The organism is Pseudomonas sp. LS.1a (assembly GCF_022533585.1).
Classification (GTDB): domain Bacteria; phylum Pseudomonadota; class Gammaproteobacteria; order Pseudomonadales; family Pseudomonadaceae; genus Aquipseudomonas.
Map to the genome: position 1 here is coordinate 959,883 of NZ_CP092827.1, position 18,153 is coordinate 978,035.

At 63.6% G+C, this 18,153-nt stretch carries 14 protein-coding genes; 11 read left to right on the forward strand and 3 right to left on the reverse strand.

The genetic code is table 11. The features are described from left to right. Nucleotide 1: 1 nt before the first annotated feature. The 7 genes from ispG to MKK04_RS04485 all read left to right on the forward strand — a co-directional run bounded on the left by ispG (nucleotide 2) and on the right by MKK04_RS04485 (nucleotide 7,968). Complete coding sequence (gene ispG / locus MKK04_RS04455; RefSeq protein ID WP_003257869.1) at nucleotides 2-1,111, forward strand: flavodoxin-dependent (E)-4-hydroxy-3-methylbut-2-enyl-diphosphate synthase; 1,110 nt, start codon at nucleotides 2-4, stop codon at nucleotides 1,109-1,111. 25 nt (nucleotides 1,112-1,136) lie between these two features. Beyond that, a complete protein-coding gene (hisS, locus tag MKK04_RS04460) occupies nucleotides 1,137-2,426 on the forward strand; it encodes a histidine--tRNA ligase (RefSeq protein WP_063911319.1) in 1,290 nt (429 codons plus the stop codon). Nucleotides 2,427-2,465: 39 nt separating this feature from the next. Beyond that, nucleotides 2,466-3,104, forward strand: a complete 639-nt coding sequence (locus MKK04_RS04465) for a tetratricopeptide repeat protein (RefSeq protein ID WP_207834772.1) — start codon at nucleotides 2,466-2,468, stop codon at nucleotides 3,102-3,104. Next, complete coding sequence (gene bamB / locus MKK04_RS04470) at nucleotides 3,105-4,247, forward strand: outer membrane protein assembly factor BamB (protein ID WP_063911321.1); 1,143 nt, start codon at nucleotides 3,105-3,107, stop codon at nucleotides 4,245-4,247. 117 nt (nucleotides 4,248-4,364) lie between these two features. Then, complete coding sequence (der, locus tag MKK04_RS04475) at nucleotides 4,365-5,828, forward strand: ribosome biogenesis GTPase Der (protein WP_013971029.1); 1,464 nt, start codon at nucleotides 4,365-4,367, stop codon at nucleotides 5,826-5,828. A 212-nt stretch (nucleotides 5,829-6,040) separates the two neighbouring features. After that, the gene (locus MKK04_RS04480) at nucleotides 6,041-7,189 is read left to right on the forward strand and encodes a pyridoxal phosphate-dependent aminotransferase (protein WP_241106289.1); all 1,149 of its coding nucleotides are present in this window, start codon (nucleotides 6,041-6,043) and stop codon (nucleotides 7,187-7,189) included. After that, nucleotides 7,177-7,968 (forward strand): amidohydrolase, encoded by a 792-nt coding sequence (locus MKK04_RS04485; protein WP_207834762.1) that lies wholly within the window; start codon nucleotides 7,177-7,179, stop codon nucleotides 7,966-7,968. The genes MKK04_RS04480 and MKK04_RS04485 overlap by 13 nt, the downstream gene beginning before the upstream one ends. 129 nt (nucleotides 7,969-8,097) lie before the next feature. Here MKK04_RS04485 and MKK04_RS04490 read toward each other — a convergent pair whose 3' ends face one another. Next, nucleotides 8,098-10,653 carry a PepSY domain-containing protein gene (locus MKK04_RS04490; RefSeq protein ID WP_241106290.1) on the reverse strand — a complete coding sequence of 852 codons (2,556 nt, stop codon included), beginning with the start codon at nucleotides 10,651-10,653 and terminating at the stop codon, nucleotides 8,098-8,100. Nucleotides 10,654-10,907: 254 nt separating this feature from the next. After that, nucleotides 10,908-13,190, reverse strand: a complete 2,283-nt coding sequence (locus tag MKK04_RS04495; protein WP_207834758.1) for a TonB-dependent receptor — start codon at nucleotides 13,188-13,190, stop codon at nucleotides 10,908-10,910. Between the two features lie 222 nt (nucleotides 13,191-13,412). Between MKK04_RS04495 and MKK04_RS04500 the strand changes: the two genes are divergently transcribed. Beyond that, nucleotides 13,413-14,093, forward strand: coding sequence for a Fe2+-dependent dioxygenase (locus MKK04_RS04500; protein WP_063911325.1), 681 nt, complete (start codon nucleotides 13,413-13,415; stop codon nucleotides 14,091-14,093). A gap of 3 nt (nucleotides 14,094-14,096) precedes the next feature. Then, a complete protein-coding gene (locus MKK04_RS04505; RefSeq protein ID WP_207834756.1) occupies nucleotides 14,097-14,846 on the forward strand; it encodes a tetratricopeptide repeat protein in 750 nt (249 codons plus the stop codon). Nucleotides 14,847-15,001: 155 nt separating this feature from the next. Here the strand turns inward: MKK04_RS04505 and MKK04_RS04510 are convergent, their stop codons facing one another. Then, nucleotides 15,002-16,165 (reverse strand): type III PLP-dependent enzyme, encoded by a 1,164-nt coding sequence (locus tag MKK04_RS04510; protein WP_054901082.1) that lies wholly within the window; start codon nucleotides 16,163-16,165, stop codon nucleotides 15,002-15,004. Nucleotides 16,166-16,658: 493 nt separating this feature from the next. On the opposite strand from MKK04_RS04510, the gene MKK04_RS04515 reads away from it, so the two are divergent. Together MKK04_RS04515 and MKK04_RS04520 are read left to right on the forward strand one after the other, a co-directional pair. After that, nucleotides 16,659-17,156 (forward strand): sigma-70 family RNA polymerase sigma factor, encoded by a 498-nt coding sequence (locus tag MKK04_RS04515; protein WP_144170653.1) that lies wholly within the window; start codon nucleotides 16,659-16,661, stop codon nucleotides 17,154-17,156. A 20-nt stretch (nucleotides 17,157-17,176) separates the two neighbouring features. After that, complete coding sequence (locus tag MKK04_RS04520) at nucleotides 17,177-18,139, forward strand: FecR family protein (protein ID WP_144170654.1); 963 nt, start codon at nucleotides 17,177-17,179, stop codon at nucleotides 18,137-18,139. The last annotated feature ends 14 nt before the right edge of the window (nucleotides 18,140-18,153 follow it).

Sequence of the window (18,153 nt, forward strand, 5' to 3'; positions counted from 1 at the left end):
CATGCACGGCGAATCTCCGATCAAACGTCGCGAATCCCGCAAAATCTGGGTCGGCAATGTGCCGGTGGGTGGTGATGCCCCCATCGCGGTGCAGAGCATGACCAACACCGACACCAACGATGTGGCCGCCACCGTGGCGCAAATCCAGCGCCTGGTCGATGCCGGCGTGGACATCGTGCGTGTCTCGGTGCCGGACATGGACGCCGCCGAGGCGTTCGGCCGCATCAAGCAGCAGGTCAGCGTGCCGCTGGTGGCCGACATCCACTTCGACTACAAGATCGCCTTGCGCGTGGCCGAACTGGGCGTCGACTGCCTGCGTATCAACCCGGGCAACATCGGCCGTGAAGACCGTGTGCGCGCGGTTGTAGATGCCGCCCGCGACCGGGGTATCCCGATCCGTATCGGCGTCAACGCCGGTTCCCTGGAAAAGGACCTGCAGAAGAAGTACGGCGAGCCGACCCCGGCGGCGCTGGTCGAGTCGGCCCTGCGCCACGTCGAGCACCTCGACCGCCTGGACTTCCAGGACTTCAAGGTCAGCGTCAAGGCCTCCGATGTGTTCATGGCCGTCGAAGCCTACCGCCTGCTGGCCAAGCAGATCGTACAGCCGCTGCACCTGGGCATCACCGAAGCCGGTGGCCTGCGTTCGGGGACGGTGAAATCCGCTGTCGGCCTCGGTATGCTGCTGGCCGAAGGCATTGGCGATACCATCCGTATCTCGCTGGCGGCCGACCCGGTCGAAGAAGTGAAAGTCGGCTACGACATCCTCAAGTCGCTGCACCTGCGCTCGCGCGGCATCAACTTCATCGCCTGCCCGAGCTGCTCGCGGCAGAACTTCGATGTGGTCAAGACCATGAACGAGCTGGAAGGGCGCCTGGAAGACCTGCTGGTGCCGCTGGACGTGGCGGTGATCGGTTGCGTGGTCAACGGCCCGGGTGAAGCCAAGGAGGCCCACGTGGGGCTGACCGGCGGCACGCCGAACCTGATCTACATCGACGGCAAGCCGGCGCAGAAACTGACCAACGACAACCTGGTCGATGAGCTGGAAAAACTCATCCGCCAGAAAGCGGCCGAAAAGGCCGAGGCCGACGCGGCGCTGATCGTCCGTGGCTGACACACAGAATTCGTAAGGACTTTTCGTGAGCAAATCGCTGCAAGCCATCCGTGGCATGAACGACATCCTGCCAGAACAGTCGCCGCTGTGGCGCTACTTCGAAGGCACCGTGGCCGGCCTGCTGGACACCTACGGGTACAGCCAGATCCGCACGCCGATCGTCGAGTTCACCGAGCTGTTCAAGCGCTCCATCGGTGAAGTGACCGACATCGTCGAAAAAGAGATGTACACCTTCGAGGACCGCAACGGCGATTCGCTGACCCTGCGCCCCGAAGGCACCGCTGCGTGCGTGCGTGCCGTGCTCGAGCATGGCATCACCGGCAACGGCCAGGTGCAGAAACTGTGGTACATCGGCCAGATGTTCCGCCACGAGCGCCCGCAAAAGGGTCGCTACCGCCAGTTCCACCAGATTGGCGTGGAAGTATTCAACCTGGACGGTCCGGACATCGACGCCGAGCTGATCATGCTGACCTGGCGCCTGTGGGGCCAGCTGGGCATCCGGGACGCAGTCAAGCTGGAACTCAACAGCCTGGGCACCAGCGAAGCCCGTGCACGCTACCGTGACGCGCTGGTCGAGTTCCTCTCGGCGCGCCTGGAGCAACTGGACGAAGACAGCCAGCGCCGCCTGAAGAGCAACCCGCTGCGCATCCTCGACAGCAAGGACCAGAACACCCAGGCGGTGCTGGTCGGCGCGCCGAAGCTGGAAGACTACCTGGACGAAGAGTCGCGCGTGCACTTCGAGGGCCTCAAGGCCCGCCTGGACGCTGCCGGCATCCCGTTCGTGATCAACACCAAGCTGGTGCGTGGCCTGGACTATTACAGCAAGACCGTGTTCGAGTGGGTTACCGACAAGCTCGGCGCCCAGGGCACTGTCTGCGCCGGTGGCCGCTACGACGGCCTGGTCGAGCAGATGGGCGGCAAGCCGACCCCGGGCGTCGGTTTCGCCATGGGCATCGAGCGCCTGATCCTGCTGCTGGAAACCCTGGGCAAGGTGCCCGAGTCCATCAGCCGCCAGATCGACGTTTACCTGTGCGCCTTTGGCGAACAGGCGGAGCTGGCCGGCCTGCGCCTTTCCGAAGGCCTGCGCGACCGCCTGCCGGGCCTGCGCCTGGCGGTCAACGCCGGCGGTGGCAGCTTCAAGAGCCAGTTCAAGAAAGCCGACAAGAGCGGCGCGCTGTTCGCCCTGATCCTCGGCGACGACGAGCTGGCCAAGCAAGAGATCGGCTTCAAGCCCCTGCGTGGTCAGGGCGAACAACAGAACATTGCCTGGGATGCTCTGGCTGAGCACCTGGAAACCGCGATCGCGCAGGCGTAACGCGGTTCAACAAGCGAATAGGCGAAAAGGAGTATTGGGGTGTCGAGTACCGATGATGAACTGGCAGGGGTCAAGGACTGGTGGAACCGCAACGGCAAGCCGCTGCTGACCGGTGCCCTGCTGGCTGGCGTGGTGGTGTTGGGCTGGAATACCTGGCACAAGTACCAGAACAATCAGTCGCAAGGTGCCTCGCAGCTGTACCAGGCCTTGCTGGAGACCAGCCTGACGCCGACTGGCCAGCCTGACGCGACCAAGGTCGCGGAACTGGCCGGCAAGCTCAAGAGCGAGTTCGGCGGTACAGCCTACGCCCAGTACGGCAGCCTGTTCGTGGCCAAGGTTGCGGTCGAGAGCGGCAAGCTCGACGACGCTGCTGCCGAGCTGAAGGGCGTGCTGGACAAACCGGCCGATGCCACCCTGGGCGAAATTTCGCGTCAGCGCCTGGCACGTGTTCTGGCCGCCCAGAACAAGGCCGAGGAAGCCCTCAAGCTGCTCGACGGCGACGCTGACAAAGCCTTCCTGGCCAGCCGTGAAGAGTTGAAAGGTGACCTGCTGGTGCAACTGGGGCGCGCCGACGACGCGCACAGCGCTTACGAGAAAGCCAAGGCTGCGCTGTCCGATGAGGCGGCGGTCGGTGGCCTGCAATTGAAGCTGGATGACTTGGCCAAAGGGGACGCGTAAGTGATCGGTTGGAAACATGCAGCAGTGCTGACCCTGGCCGTACTGGCCGCAGGTTGCAGCAGCAACAGCAAGAAGGAACTGCCCCCGGCCGAGCTGACCAAGTTCACCGAGGAAGTGGTGCTGAAGAAGCAGTGGAGCCGTTCGATCGGTGACGGCCAGGGCGAGACCTACAATACCCTGGTACCCGCCATCGAGAACGACCGTATCTACGCTTCCGACGTCAACGGCGAAGTCTTCGCCCTCGACCGCATCACCGGCGACGTGGTGTGGAAGAAGGACCTCGAACTGCCGGTATCCGGCGCTGTCGGCGTAGGCTACGGCCTGGTCATGATCGGCACCCTCAAGGGTGAAGTCATCGCCCTGGATTCCAGCACCGGCGAGGAGCGCTGGCGCTCCCGCGTGACCAGCGAAGTGCTGGCCCCGCCTGCCAACAACGGTGACGTGGTGGTGGTGCAGACCCAGGACGACCGCCTGATCGGCCTGGATGCCACGACTGGCGACCGCCGCTGGATCTATGAAAACACCCCGGCCGTGCTGACCCTGCGTGGTACCGGCGCACCGATCGCCACCAACCGCCTGGCCGTCGCCGGCCTGTCCACCGGCAAGGTGGTGGCGGTGGATATCAACAACGGTGTTCCTGTGTGGGAAAGCCGTGTGGCGATTCCGCAGGGCCGTTCCGAGCTGGATCGTGTGGTCGATATCGACGGCGGCCTGCTGCTGTCTGGTGGTACCCTGTACGTCAGCACCTACCAGGGCCGCGTCGCGGGCCTGGACCTGGAAAGCGGCCGCGTGCTGTGGCAGCGCGATGCCTCCAGCTATGTGGGTGTCGCCCAGGGCTTCGGCAACGTCTACGTCAGCGAAGCTTCGGGTACTGTCGAAAGCGTCGACGAGCGCTCGTCCAGCGCCCTGTGGACCAACGACACCATGGCTCGCCGCCAGCTGACGGCGCCTGAGGTGTTCTCCAGCTACGTGGCTGTGGGTGACTTCGAGGGTTACCTGCACCTGCTGAGCCAGGTCGATGGCCGTTTCGTTGGCCGTGAACGTATCGACAGCGATGGCCTGCGTGCCCGCCCACTTGTGGTCGGCGACACCATCTACGTCTTCGGCAACAGCGGCAAGCTCGAGGCACTGACCATCCGCTGAAGCTATGCTTGAAGCCTTGGCGGGCTTCAAGCCGCGGCGTAGGACACGCCGCCCGAACTCCGGCCGCTGCCTTGCAGCGGCCTTTGCATTTTCAAGAATTCAAGAGTGGAGAGCCGAATGGTTCCCGTAATCGCCCTGGTGGGCCGCCCGAACGTCGGCAAATCCACCATGTTCAACCGCCTGACCAAGACCCGCGATGCCATCGTCGGTGACCTGTCGGGCCTGACCCGTGACCGCCAGTATGGTGATGCCACCTGGCAGGGTCGTTCCTTCATCCTGATCGACACCGGCGGTATCACCGGTGACGAAGTGGGCATGGACGAGAAAATGGCCGAGCAGTCGCTCATGGCCATCGAAGAAGCCGACTATGTACTGTTCCTGGTCGATGCCCGCGCCGGCATGACCGCCGCCGACCAGATGATCGCCGAGCACCTGCGCAAGCGGAACAAGGAAGCGATCCTGGTTGCCAACAAGATCGACAACATCGACGCCGACGTCGCCCGCGCCGAGTTCTCGCCGCTGGGCATGGGCAACGCCATCCCGGTGGCCGGCTCCCAGGGCCGTGGCATCAACGCGCTGATGGAGGCCGTGCTCGGCCACCTGCCGCGTGACCAGGTCGAGGAAGCGCTGGACGCCGAAGTCGCCGAAGGCGAAGAAGCGGTGCGCATCCCGGGCCCGAGCGAAAAGGATGGCATCAAGATCGCCATCATCGGTCGCCCCAACGTCGGCAAGTCGACCCTGGTCAACCGCATGCTCGGCGAAGAGCGTGTGGTGGTGTACGACCAGCCGGGCACCACCCGCGACAGTATCTACATCCCGTTCGAGCGCGATGACGAGAAGTACACCTTCATCGACACCGCTGGCGTGCGCAAGCGCGGCAAGATCCACGAGGAAGTCGAGAAGTTCTCGGTGGTGAAGACGCTGCAGGCGATCAAGGACGCCAACGTGGTGATCTTCGTCATGGACGCCCGCGAAGGTGTGGTGGACCACGACCTGAACCTGCTGGGCTTCGCCCTGGAAGCCGGCCGCGCCATCGTCATCGCCCTGAACAAGTGGGACGGCATGGAGCCGGGCGAGCGCGATTACGTGAAGACCGAGCTGGAGCGCCGGTTGTTCTTCGTCGATTTTGCCGACATCCACTTCATCTCCGCCCTGCACGGCACCGGCGTGGGCCACCTGTACAAGTCGGTACAGGCCGCGTTCAAGTCGGCGGTCACCCGCTGGCCGACCAGCCGCCTGACGCAGATCCTCGAAGATGCCGTGAGCGAGCACCAGCCACCGCTGGTCAACGGCCGCCGCATCAAGCTGCGCTATGCCCACCTCGGCGGTGCCAACCCGCCGCTGATCGTGATCCACGGCAACCAGACCGACAAGATTCCGAAGTCGTACTCGCGTTACCTGGAGAACACCTACCGCCGCGTCCTCAAGCTGGTCGGTACGCCGATCCGCATCGAGTACAAGGGCGGTGAGAACCCGTACGAGGGCAAGAAGAACACCCTCACCGACCGCCAGGTCAACAAGAAGCGCCGCCTGATGTCGCACCACAAGAAGGCCGAGAAGAAGCGCCGCGACAAGCGCTGATTCCGCGTCAGCTTCTTCGCGGGTAAACCCGCTCCCACAGGTCCCACACAGTTTTCGAATGCTGTGCAGTACCTGTGGGAGCGGGTTTACCCGCGAACAGGCCCTTTGATCCAGCGCAAATCCCCCTATTGTTTCAACCTTTTTCCTGACCGCTCGATCCGCTATGCTCGGACTCCACCCCGTGCCGGATACACCCCAGGAAAGAGGGCTCCATGATTCGCAGCAAACTGCCGAATGTCGGCACGACCATCTTTACCACCATGTCCCAGCTCGCCGTGCAGACGGGCGCGCTCAACCTGTCGCAAGGTTTCCCCGACTTCAACGGCCCGCAGGCGCTGCTCGATGCAGTCGGCCGGCATGTAGCCGCCGGGCATAACCAGTATTCGCCGATGACCGGCCTGCCGGCCCTGCGCCAGCAGGTGGCGGCCAAGGTCGCGCGGCTGTATGGTGCACAGGTGGATGCCGATCAGGAAGTGACCATTACACCAGGCGCCACCGAGGCGATCTTCTGTGCCATCCAGGCAGTGGTACAGGCTGGCGATGAAGTGATTGTCTTCGACCCTTGCTACGACAGCTACGAGCCGTCCGTGGAACTGGCCGGTGGCCGCTGCGTGCATGTACAGCTGAGCGACGGCGATTTCCGCATCGACTGGCAGAAGTTCAGCGATGCCCTCAGCCCGCGTACGCGCATGGTCATCCTCAATTCGCCACACAACCCCAGCGGCGCGCTGATTACCCGAGAAGACCTCGACCAGTTGGCCCGGTTTATCGCTGATCGCGATATCTACCTGGTCAGCGACGAGGTCTACGAGCACCTGGTGTATGACGGTGTGCGCCATGCCAGCGTGCTGGCCCACGAGCAGCTGTACCCGCGTGCCTTCGTGGTCAGCTCGTTCGGCAAGACTTACCACGTTACCGGCTGGAAGACCGGCTACGTGATTGCCCCGCCGGCGCTGAGCGCCGAGCTGCGCAAGGTGCACCAGTACGTGAACTTCTGCGGCGTGACCCCGCTGCAGTGCGCCTTGGCCGATTTCATGGCCGAGCACCCCGAGCATATCGATGAACTGCCGGCCTTCTACCAGGCCAAGCGTGACCTGTTCTGCGGCTTGCTGGAGGGCTCGCGGTTCCGTTTCACCCGCACGGCGGGTACCTATTTCCAGCTGGTGGACTATTCGCAGATCCGCCCGGACCTGAACGATGTCGACATGTCGCTGTGGCTGACCCGTGAGCACGGCGTGGCGACCATCCCGGTGTCGGTGTTCTACCAGCAACCCATCCCCGAGCAACGCCTGGTCCGCCTGTGCTTTGCCAAACGAGAGGAGACGCTGCGTCAGGCAGCGGAAAGACTATGCGCGATCTGAGCACACTGCCGAACCTGAAAGTCGCCCTGGTGCAGACCACCCTGGCCTGGCACGACCGCGAGGCCAACCATGCGCACTTCGAAGTGCTGCTGGAGCAGGTGGGCGAAGTGGACCTGGTGATTTTGCCGGAAATGTTCACCACCGGCTTCTCGATGCAGTCCGAGAGCCTGGCCGAGCCGGAGAATGGCCCGACCTACAAATGGCTGAAGGCCCAGGCGAAGAAGTACGACACGGTAATTACCGGCAGCGTGATTATCCAGGCCGCCGATGGCAGCCACCGCAACCGCCTGCTGTGGGCGCGGCCGGATGGCGAAGTCCTGCACTACGACAAGCGCCACCTGTTCCGCATGGCCGGCGAGCACAAGCATTACACACCGGGCGAGCGCCAGGTGCAGTTCGAGCTCAAGGGCTGGCGGATTCGTCCGTTGATCTGCTACGACCTGCGCTTCCCGGTGTGGAGCCGCGATGCCCAGGACACCGACCTGTTGCTGTACACCGCCAACTGGCCGGCTGCGCGCCGCCAGCACTGGAACCGGCTGTTGCCGGCGCGGGGTATCGAGAACCTGTGCTATGTGGCGGCGGTGAACCGGGTGGGCACCGATGGCAAGGGCTTTGCCTATTCCGGCGACAGCCAGGTGCTGGACTTCCAGGGCGAGAGCCTGCTCAGCGCCGGGGAGGCCGACGGGGTGTTTACCGCGGTGTTGAGCGCGGCGGAGCTGGCGGCCTACCGGGCCAAGTTCCCGGCCAACCTGGATGCCGATACCTTCGAGCTGCACTGACAGCCTGTACCGGCCACTTCGCGGGTAAACCCGCTCCCACAGGTACCGCACAGTATTCAAAATCTGTGAGGACCCTGTGGGAGCGGGTTTACCCGCGAAGAGGCCGGTGCTGGTTACATCAGTCTCCGATCAGTACACATCCCGCCGATACCGCCCATCCTCGATAAGCTGCTGCACAGTGGCCTCCCCGAGGATACCGTTGAGCGCCGCATCCACTCCCGCCGCCATCCCTTGCAGGCTGCCACAGACATACACACAGGCGCCATCCGCGACCCAGCGCTTGAACTCTTCAGCCTGCTGCAGCAACACATCCTGCACATACACCTTCTCCGCCTGGTCCCGCGAAAATGCCAGGTCCAGACGTGCCAGGTCGCCGCTGTCCAGCCAGCCTTGCAGCTCGCTGCCACACAGCAGGTCATGGGCGCGGTTACGCTCGCCGAACAGCAGCCAGTTGCGCTGCTCGCCCGCATTCACCCGCGCACGGAGCAGGCTGCGCAGGCCGGCCAGGCCGGTGCCGTTGCCGATCAACACCAGTGGTGCAGCCGTTTCCGGCAGGTGGAAGCTGCTGTTGCGCCGCAAGCGCAGGCTCAGCGTACCGTTCAGCGGCAGGTATTCGGTCAGCCAGCCGGAACCCAGGCCCAGGTTGCCATCGGCGTGGCGTTCCTGGCGCACGATCAGCTCCAGTACGCCATCGCTGGCGATCGAGGCGATCGAGTACTCGCGGCTGCCGATCGGCACCAATGCATCGACCAGCGCTTGCGGCTGCAAGCCGATCAGGTGATCGCGACGGGTCGGCAACTGGCGGCCAGCCAGGGCCTGGGCGAGGGTTTCGCCCAGGCCATTCACCTGCACCTTGGCCCCGGCGTCCAGCGCCATGCCATCGAGGAAGGCCTCGATCCTTGGCTGGCCGTTGAGCGGCAGGATCTCCACCAGGTCACCGGCTTCCCAGCTGGCGGGCGCTTGCGGTCGCAGGCCGAGCAGGTACACCGGCTGGCCCTGGCTGCCCGGGTTGAGCAGTTCACGGCGCACCAGTGACCAGTTGCCGAAACTCGGCGGCTGCCAGGCGGCCGCCGGCTGGGCGCCGGTCAGTTGCGCCAGTTCCTGCTGCCACTGCTGCAGCGCGGCCTGGTCGGCGTTGTCCACTTCCACCGGGCTGAACGCGCTGCTGGCACCGCGCTCACCCAGCCATGCCTGCAAGCGGCGGGCGAAGCCGCAGAAGTGCGGGTACTGGCGGTCACCGAGGGCGAGCAGGGCATAGTTGAGGTTGTTCAGCGCCCAGGGCTGGCCGAGCACCTTGCGCTCGAAGGCGCGGGCGCTGTCGGGGGCTTCGCCGTCGCCGAAGGTGCTGACCACGAACAGCGCACGGCGGGCCTGGCGCAGGTCGTCTTCACCCAGTTCGGCCAGGGCGCGCACCTGCACCGGCAGGCCGGCCGCCTGCAACTGGCCGGCGCTCTGCCAGGCCAGTTGTTCGGCAAGGCCACTCTGGCTGGCAAAGCCGATCAGCCAGCTGTCGCCACTGGCCGTGTTGCTGGTGACGTTGCCACGGGCGGCGCGTACCTGACGCTTCTTGCGGCGGCGGTCGAGGTACAGCAACCAGCCGGTGACGAAGAACAGCGGCATGGTCAGGCTGGCGATGGTGACGATGATGCGCCCCGGCAGGCCGAAGTATTCGCCCACGTGCAGGGCGTAGACGCTCTGCAGCAGCTGGGCCTTGAAGGATTTGTCGGTGTAGCGGTCATGTTTTTTCACCTGACCGCTGGCCGGGTCCAGCACCAGGGTGTTGAAGGCACGCGGGTGGTCGGCGTCGTCCAGCAGGTAGAACAGGTTGGCCGGTTGGCCACCTGCCGGTGGCAGGCGCAGGTTGTACATGGCCAGGCCCGGGCCGGCGGCGTCCTTGAGGTTGGCCCAGATCGCGTCGTAGTCGACCACCAGCGGCGGGGCGTTCTTGTCGATTTTCTGCGGCCCGTGGCGGCCACGGCCTTCGCCGCGCTTTTGTTGCTGGCCGGCGGCCGGTGCGTCGGCCAGCAGCTTGTTCAGGCCTTCGCGGTACCACTCGTAGGACCAGAACAGCCCGGTCAGGGCGAACAACAGGTAGAACAGCAGGCACCAGGTGCCGGCCACCGCGTGCAGGTTCCAGTTGAAGGCGCGGCCTTTCCTGGCCCAGTCAAAGGTCAGCCAGGTGCGCCAGTCCAGCGCCTTGCGCGGCCAGCGCAGGTACAGGCCGGAGAGGCAGAAGAACACCAGCATCAAGGTGCAGGCACCGGTGATCTGCCGGCCGCTGTCGCCCATGGCCAGGAAGCGGTGCAGGTTGAGCATGAGGTTGAAGAAGCCTTGCCCGGCCACTTCTCCCTTGAGTTCGCCAGTGTACGGGTCGGCGTAGCGCAGCGGGCCACGGCGCTCGCCTGGTGGCGGGGTGAAGGAGACGCGTGCGGCGTTGCCTTCGCGTACATCGACCCACAGCATCGCCACCTTGTCGTGCTGCTGGGCCTCGACTCGCTGGACCAGTTCGGCCGGGGGCAGCACGCCCTCCGGGCGCACCTGGACCTTCAGGACATCGGCATTCAGCGCACGCAGCAGTTCTTCCTGAAACGAGTACAAGGCCCCGGTGATACCCATCAAGGCCAGCACCAGGCCAGCGGTGATGCCAAAGAACCAGTGCAATTGGAACAGCGTCTTCTTCACCACATGATCACCTTGTGTTTCTGCCGCACACTGCGCGGCGTGCATTATGCCTTGATACGCAAAAGCCCCGCTCACGGGAATGAACGGGGCGGGGGGAGCGGGTTGCTTGTTACCTGTGCCGGCCTCTTCGCGGGTGAACCCGCTCCCACAGAGATATCACTGGATCTGAGGCCAGTGGAGTACCTGTGGGAGCGGGTTCACCCGCAAAAGGGCCGGCACAGGCGCAGCCCATTCAACAGATCAACCCCATCCTGGCATCAGAAGTGGACGCTGGTGGTCAACAGAGCCGTCCGCCCGGCTGCCTGGTTGGCGAAGTGGGTGGAGAAGGCCTTGTCGTAGTACACCTCGTTGGTCAGGTTCTGCACGTTCAGCTGCAGGTCGATGTTCTTGGTCAGCTTGTAGGCAGCCATGGCGTCATAGCGCACGTAGCTGTCGACCATTGTGGTATTGGCTACGTTGCCATACACGTCATCGACGTAGAACGCACCGCCACCGATGGTCAGCTTCGGCGTAACGGAGTACGTGGTCCACAGGCTGGCGCTGTTGTTCGGCGTGTTTGGCAGCTGATTGCCGTCGTTAGCCTTGTTCAGCGGGCCGCCGTCGATCTGACGTGCCTGAAGGTAGGTATAGCCGGCGAATACCTGCCACTTGTCGGTGAGCTTGCCGCTGGCCGACAGCTCGATGCCCTGTACACGAGTTTCGCCGACGTTCTCGTAGGTGGTGGTGTCCACCTGAACGCGGGCATTTTCCTTCTCTGTGCGGAAGATCGCTGCTGCCAGTGACAGGCGTTCGTCCAGCAAGTCCCACTTTGTACCTACTTCGTAGTTGGTGGTCTCTTCCGGCTCCAGGTCGCTGCCCAAGATATTGCCGCTGCGGTCAGTGGTGCCTGGCAGAGTGTTGGTTTCGGTACCCTCACCGAGCATGGCGCCTGGCGGGGTCGCGGACGTGGCGTAGGAAACATAGATGCTGCCGTTTTCGGCAGGCTTCCAGACCAGACCCAGCTGGCCTGTGAAGAATTCACTCTTGTCGCGACCTTTGGTAGGTACGCCGTTCTTGTTCACGACGGTTGCGCCGCTGGCGTCGTAGGTACGGAACTTGGTATCGAAATGGTCGTAACGCAGGCCCATGTTCAGCAGCCACTGGGGCGTGAGCTCCAGTGTATCGAAAGCATAGATCGCACGTGTCTTGCCGCTGGTTTTGGTACCGGCGTAGTTGCGCGAGACCGTGCCGTCCCAAGCGTCATCCGGGTTCGGGTCGCTCAGCGAGGTGCAGCTACCGCCGTTGCCAGGCCCAGTGCAGCTGAGTTTGCTGTTTGGCGTGACGGTGTAACTCTGGCGGTCGGACTCTTCCTTGGTGAACTCGATACCGGTGGAGAAATTGTTCTTGAAGCCGCCGACGAAGAACTCACCGAACAGGTCGGTCTGGTTGGTTGTGGTGGCGGTGTTGCCAACACGGGTGTTGGCGCGACGCCAGACCCCATTGTTGTTGACGTTGCCAACACTGTCGTCAGGCTGGGTCAGGATGTAGTCCTGCATGCTGTTGCCGTGACGCAGGGTGTTTTTGATGGTCAGCGAGTCCGTCAGGTCGTGCTCGATGCCAATGGTTGCGATGTCAACGCGGGTCTTGCGGAAATCGCGACCGGTCAGGCCATAGAAGTTGTCGCTGTCGCCGCCGTCAGTCGGCTTGCTCGGGTGCGCCGAAGTGCGTGCAGTGTTGCCACCGGTCGGGATGGTGTACGGGATGCCCGAATCCGGAAGGTCGTCGCTTTCCAGATGGTAGTAGTCGAGGTTCACGCGGGTCGGGGTACCCAGGCCGAAGGCCAGCGATGGGGCGATACCCCAACGGTCGTAGTTGACCTTGTCGCGGCCGGCGACGTTGCTTTCGTGGGTCATCAGGTTAAGGCGGCCGGCAACGGTATCGCTGAACTGGTAGTTACCATCGAAGGTGTAGCGCTGGGTCTGGTCGCTGCCCCAAGTCCAGGCGCCATCGAGCGAGTTGCCCAGGTGTGCACGTTTGCTCACCAGGTTGATGGTGCCGCCGGCGGCACCACGGCCACCGATGGCCGAGTTCGGGCCCTTGGCTACTTCTACCGATTCGATGGCGAAGATTTCGCGGGTTTGTGCACCAGTGTCGCGTACGCCGTCCAGGTAGGTGTCGCCCTGGGCGTCGAAGCCGCGGATGAACGGGCGGTCGCCTTGCGGGTTGCCGCCTTCGCCGGCACCAAAGGTGATCCCTGGCACGGTGCGCAGGGCGTCCTGCAGGGTCAGGGCGCTGGTGTCCTTGATCACTTGCTGCGGGATCACGGTGATCGAGCGTGGGGTGTCTACCAGCGGCGCGGTGTACTTCTGCGAGGAGGCCTTGTCGACCTTGTAATCGGTGCTGGCTTGTTCAGCCTTGCCGTTGACGCTGGTGGCGTCGAGGGTGATCGCGCTGCTGGCGGCCGGGTCGGCGGCGTAGGCCGACGAGGCGCTGAGGGCGACGCCGATGGCAGACACGATCAGGCGTGGTGAACTCACTGCAGATGGTACGTACTGGCGCATTGCTTAGGACCTTCCCCAAGGTGTTAAGGCCGCGGATCTTAATGTAAGCGATTGTGACTCACAATTGAGAGTCGTTACCATTCGTGAAGAATTTACAATCTTTACAATTTCCCTTTACGGTTTCATCAAGCTGAAACGTCTTAAGCGGCGAATGGGGGTTGTGAAGCGCAAAAGGGAATCAATATCATTGGCGCCTTTACATTTTCCAACGGTGCTGCCGCCATGCTGCTTCACATCCCCGGCCTGTTCGATACCGATGAGCTGGCCCGTATCCGCGAGGCGCTGGAGCAGGCCGACTGGGCCGACGGCAAGATCACGGCCGGCTACCAGTCGGCCAAGGCCAAGCACAACCTGCAGCTGCCGGAAGGACACCCGCTGGCCAAGGAGATCGGCAGTGCGCTGATCGACCGCTTGTGGCAGAACCCGCGCTTCATGTCCGCAGCCTTGCCGCACAAGGTGTTCCCGCCGTTGATCAACTGCTACCGCGAAGGTGGCAATTTCGGCTTCCACATCGACAACGCCCTGCGCCAGCCCAAGGGCAGCCCGGAGCGGGTGCGTACCGACCTGTCCTCCACGCTGTTCCTCAGCGATCCGGACAGCTACGACGGCGGCGAGCTGGTGATCCAGGACACCTATGGCGTGCAGCAGGTCAAACTGGCCGCCGGTGACCTGGTGCTGTACCCCGGCACCAGCCTGCACAAGGTCAACCCGGTGACCCGTGGCCAGCGTTACGCCGCGTTCTTCTGGACCCAGAGCCTGGTGCGCGAGGACAGCCAGCGGGCGTTGCTGTTCGAGATGGACAATGCCATCCAGCAACTGACTGCCGATGTGCCGGACCATCCATCACTGCTGCAACTGACCGGCACCTACCACAACCTGCTGCGCCGCTGGGCCGAGGTCTGAACCGTGTCCTATCAGTTGCGGCGTGAGGAAGTGATGGATGTGGCCCGTTTGCAGGCCATGCTGGAAGAAAGCCCCGGCAAGGCTGCCCAGGCGATTCTGGCGGCGGCCGGGCAGGGTGCGGTCGAGGCACAGTTGCTGCTGGGGCAGATCCTGCTTGACGGGCGCGGCATTCAGGCGGATGCCGCCGTGGCCAGGCGCTGGTTCGGCATTGCCGCACAGGGCGGCAGTGCCATGGCGCACAACATGCTGGGGCGTTGCCTGGAGCATGGCTGGGGCGGTGAGCCAAGCCCGGCGCAGGCGGCCGTTCACTATGCGCGTGCGGCCGATGCCGGGCTGGACTGGGGGCTGTACAACCTGGGCAACCTGCTGGCCACCGGGCGCGGCGTACCGGCCAACCAGGCGCAGGCGCTGATGTGCTACGAGAAAGCGGCGCACATGGGGCATGCCAAGTCGATGAACCTGTACGGGCGTTACCTGGAGCAAGGCATCGCCACGGCGCCCAACCCGACACGGGCGGTGCGCTGGTATCGGCGTTCGGCCGAGGCGGGGGACTTTCGCGGCATGTTCAGCCTGGGGCTGGTGCTGGTCGAGCGTGGGCAGGTGGCGGAAGCCGGGCCTTGGCTGGAGCGGGCGCGGGTCGAGGGGAACATGAATTTCCTGCGCAGTGCGCTGGTGAGCTTGCAGGGGGCGGGGCCGGTATTGATGGCCTTTGCGGCGCGGTATGCCGAGGAGATCGAGCGGCGCGAAGCCTGATGTCGCCTGTGCTGGCCCTATCGCCGGCAGGCCAGCTCCCACAGGGTCTGGACAAGGCTTGAGGCTGCGCTGTACCTGTGGGAGCGGGCGTGCCCGCGAAGAGGCCGGTACAGCAAAGCACAAATGAAAACGGGGCCTTGCGGCCCCGTTGTGCATTACAGGTAGTAAGCCTTCAGCGGCGGGAAGCCGTTGAATTCCACTGCGCTGTAGCTGGTGGTGTAGGCACCGGTCGACAGCCAGTACAGGCGGTCGCCGATGGCCAGGTTCAGCGGCAGGCCGTACTTGTAGTTTTCGTACATGATGTCGGCGCTGTCGCAGGTCGGGCCGGCGATGACCACTTCTTCGGCCTCGCCTTTCTTCTCGGTCCAGATCGGGAACTTGATGGCTTCGTCCATGGTTTCGATCAGGCCGGAGAACTTGCCCACGTCGGTGTAGATCCAGCGCTCGACAGCGGTGCGCGACTTGCGTGCAACCAGTACCACTTCGCTGACCAGGATACCGGCGTTGGCAATCAGCGAACGGCCCGGCTCGAGGATGATTTCCGGCAGGTCGTCACCGAAGTCTTCCTTCAGGAAGCGGATGATCTCTTCGGCGTAGGTTTCCAGGCTGTTGGTCCGGGTGATGTAGTTGGCCGGGAAGCCGCCACCCATGTTGATCAGCTTCAGCTCGATGCCGTCTTCTTCCTTCAGGCGCTCGAAGATCACCTTGACCTTGGCGATGGCAGCGTCCCATACGCTGATGTCGCGCTGCTGCGAGCCAACATGGAAGGAAATGCCGTAAGGCACCAGGCCCAGGTCGCGGGCGAGGATCAGCAGGTCCATGGCCATGTCGGTCTGGCAGCCGAATTTGCGCGACAGCGGCCAGTCGGCAGTGGTCGAGCCTTCGGTGAGGATACGCACGTACACTTTCGAGCCCGGCGCGGCCTTGGCGATGTTGCGCAGGTCGGCTTCCGAGTCGGTGGCATACAGGCGCACGCCCTTCTCGTAGAAGTAGCGGATGTCCTTGGACTTCTTGATGGTGTTGCCGTAGCTGATGCGGTCGGCGGTTACACCGCGGCCCAGCACCTTGTCCAGCTCGTAGATCGAGGCGATGTCGAAGCTCGAACCTTTTTCCTTGAGCAGGTCGATGATCTCGACGGCCGGGTTGGCCTTGACCGCGTAGTACACCTTGGCGAATTCGAAACCAGCACGCAGGTCGTCATAGGCCTGGCTGATCATCTGGGTATCGATGAGTACGAACGGGGTTTCCTGCTTGTCGGCGAACGCCTTCATTTTCTGGAAGGTGTCACGCGCGAAATAGTCTTCGACCTGGATCGACATGCTCAGGGACTCCATGGGCAAACTGAAAGATTAAGTGGCTGCAAACTGAACGTCCTCCGTATCCCCACTTTGGTTCGCCTACTCAGTACTTGAGCCGGATGGATCGTTTCCAGCATGGACGTTCGGCGCGCACTTTAGGGCGTGAAGAATGCAGAATCAACAGGCAATCCGGGCGTGATCGACGTGGATCGACGACCAGCCATTTGAATAACCGACTCGTGTGACCAGCTGATGTTCCCCGCAGTGTTTCAAGCGTAAAAAATTGTGGAATGGACCAAATTGGCCCCTTCGCGGGTAAACCCGTTCCCACAGGGTTTTCACGCTTCCTGTGGGAGCGGGTTTACCCGCGAAGAGTCCTGTGGTGTTCATATTTATGGCCACAATGCTTCGCACTGCCGTCCATGAAAAAGACAATAAATTTTTTGTTACCGACTGGCGGAATTGCCGGTTTTGATGAGAAACATTACTATTCGCACCCTTGTCCGCCTCCCTGATGACCCCGACCGTGTCCGGACCCAAAGGCTTCCTCGACCACTACCACGAGCTGATCGGCACCTGGACGCGCAAGTTGCGCAGTCGACCGCAGGCCGAGGACCTCACCCACGATGCCTTTGTCCGGGTACTGGAAAACCCGCGCGAGCAGGTTGAGCAGCCCCGCGCCTACCTGCACCAGACCGCGCGCAACATTGCCGTGGACGGTTTCCGTCGCGAGGACCGCCGCCAGGCCCTGGAGCTGGAAGCCTTCGATGAAGGCGTGGCCGGTAATGGCGACCCCGAGGCCTACGTGCATGCGCTGGAGCTGGCCGACAGGGTCGAGCGGGCGCTGGCCGAACTGCCGCTCAATTGCCGGCAGGTGTTCATCTGGCAGAAGCTCGAAGGCCTGACCCAGGCCGAGATCGCCGAGCGCATGGGGTTGAGCAAGAACATGGTCGAAAAGTATATGATCCGCACGCTCCGGCATCTGCGTGAGCACCTGGATGTGTCGGCATGATGAGTCAGGAGACCTTTTCGATGAAACAGCACGGTACCGGTACCGTCCGCGAGCAGGCGGCCGCATGGTTTGCCCGCGTGCAGGATGCGCCTCGCGATGCCGTGCTGCAGGCGCAACTGCACGCCTGGCTGGAAGGCGATGCACGGCACCGTGAAGAGTACCAGCAGCTCGCCCGCCTGTGGCAGGCCGCCGACTTCATCCCCCGCCAGCGCCTGGAAGCGCTGTGCCAGCCAGCCCCGGTACGTCAGTTGCCACGTCGACGCTTTGTGCGCCAGGCCTTGGCCGCCAGTGTGGCCGCACTGGCGTTGGGGCTGGGCTGGGGTGGCTGGCACTACCAGCAACTGAATCACCAGGGCAGTTTGCAGACAGCCTTCAACGAACGCCGCCAGGTTGACCTGCCGGATGGTTCGCACCTTGAACTCAACGGCAGTACGCAAGTGCAGGTCGCCTTCAGCGCCGGCCAGCGGCATGTCCGGCTGATGGCGGGTGAAGTGATGTTCACCGTCGCCCATGACAGTGGCAGGCCGTTCGTGGTCGACACCGCCCAGGGGAGCGTGACTGTCACCGGTACCCGTTTCGATGTCCGGCTGGACCCGGCCAGCACGCGCGTGGCGGTGGAGCAGGGCTCGGTGCGTGTGCAGGGCAAGGGCGCCTCGCTGGCGCAGCTCACGGCTGGCCAGGGCTCGCATATCGATGCACAAGGCCAGGTGGCCGCACCCTATGCGGTGAATACCGATGCCCTGACGGCCTGGCGCCAAGGCCGGCTGGTGTTCGACAACGCCACCCTGGCCGAGGTGGTGGCAGAAGCTTCGCGTTACCGCAGCCAGCCGCTGCGGGTCGCCCCCGGCAAAGTCGCCCAACTGCGGCTGTCCAGCACCTTCAGCACCGACGACACCGACGCGCTGCTGCGCGCCTTGCCGAGCATCCTGCCGGTGGCCATCAAGGCCCATGAAGATGGCTCGCGCGAAATAATCGCGAAATAGATTCAGGTTTTTTT

Coding starts and splice junctions, on each gene's coding strand:
- MKK04_RS04515 (WP_144170653.1), top strand. CDS start 16,659: ATGACCCCGACCGTGTCCGGACCCAAAGGCTTCCTCGACCACTACCAC.
- MKK04_RS04485 (WP_207834762.1), top strand. CDS start 7,177: ATGCGCGATCTGAGCACACTGCCGAACCTGAAAGTCGCCCTGGTGCAG.
- MKK04_RS04495 (WP_207834758.1), bottom strand. CDS start 13,190: ATGCGCCAGTACGTACCATCTGCAGTGAGTTCACCACGCCTGATCGTG.
- MKK04_RS04510 (WP_054901082.1), bottom strand. CDS start 16,165: ATGTCGATCCAGGTCGAAGACTATTTCGCGCGTGACACCTTCCAGAAA.
- MKK04_RS04500 (WP_063911325.1), top strand. CDS start 13,413: ATGCTGCTTCACATCCCCGGCCTGTTCGATACCGATGAGCTGGCCCGT.
- ispG (WP_003257869.1), top strand. CDS start 2: ATGCACGGCGAATCTCCGATCAAACGTCGCGAATCCCGCAAAATCTGG.
- MKK04_RS04480 (WP_241106289.1), top strand. CDS start 6,041: ATGATTCGCAGCAAACTGCCGAATGTCGGCACGACCATCTTTACCACC.
- MKK04_RS04520 (WP_144170654.1), top strand. CDS start 17,177: ATGAAACAGCACGGTACCGGTACCGTCCGCGAGCAGGCGGCCGCATGG.
- der (WP_013971029.1), top strand. CDS start 4,365: ATGGTTCCCGTAATCGCCCTGGTGGGCCGCCCGAACGTCGGCAAATCC.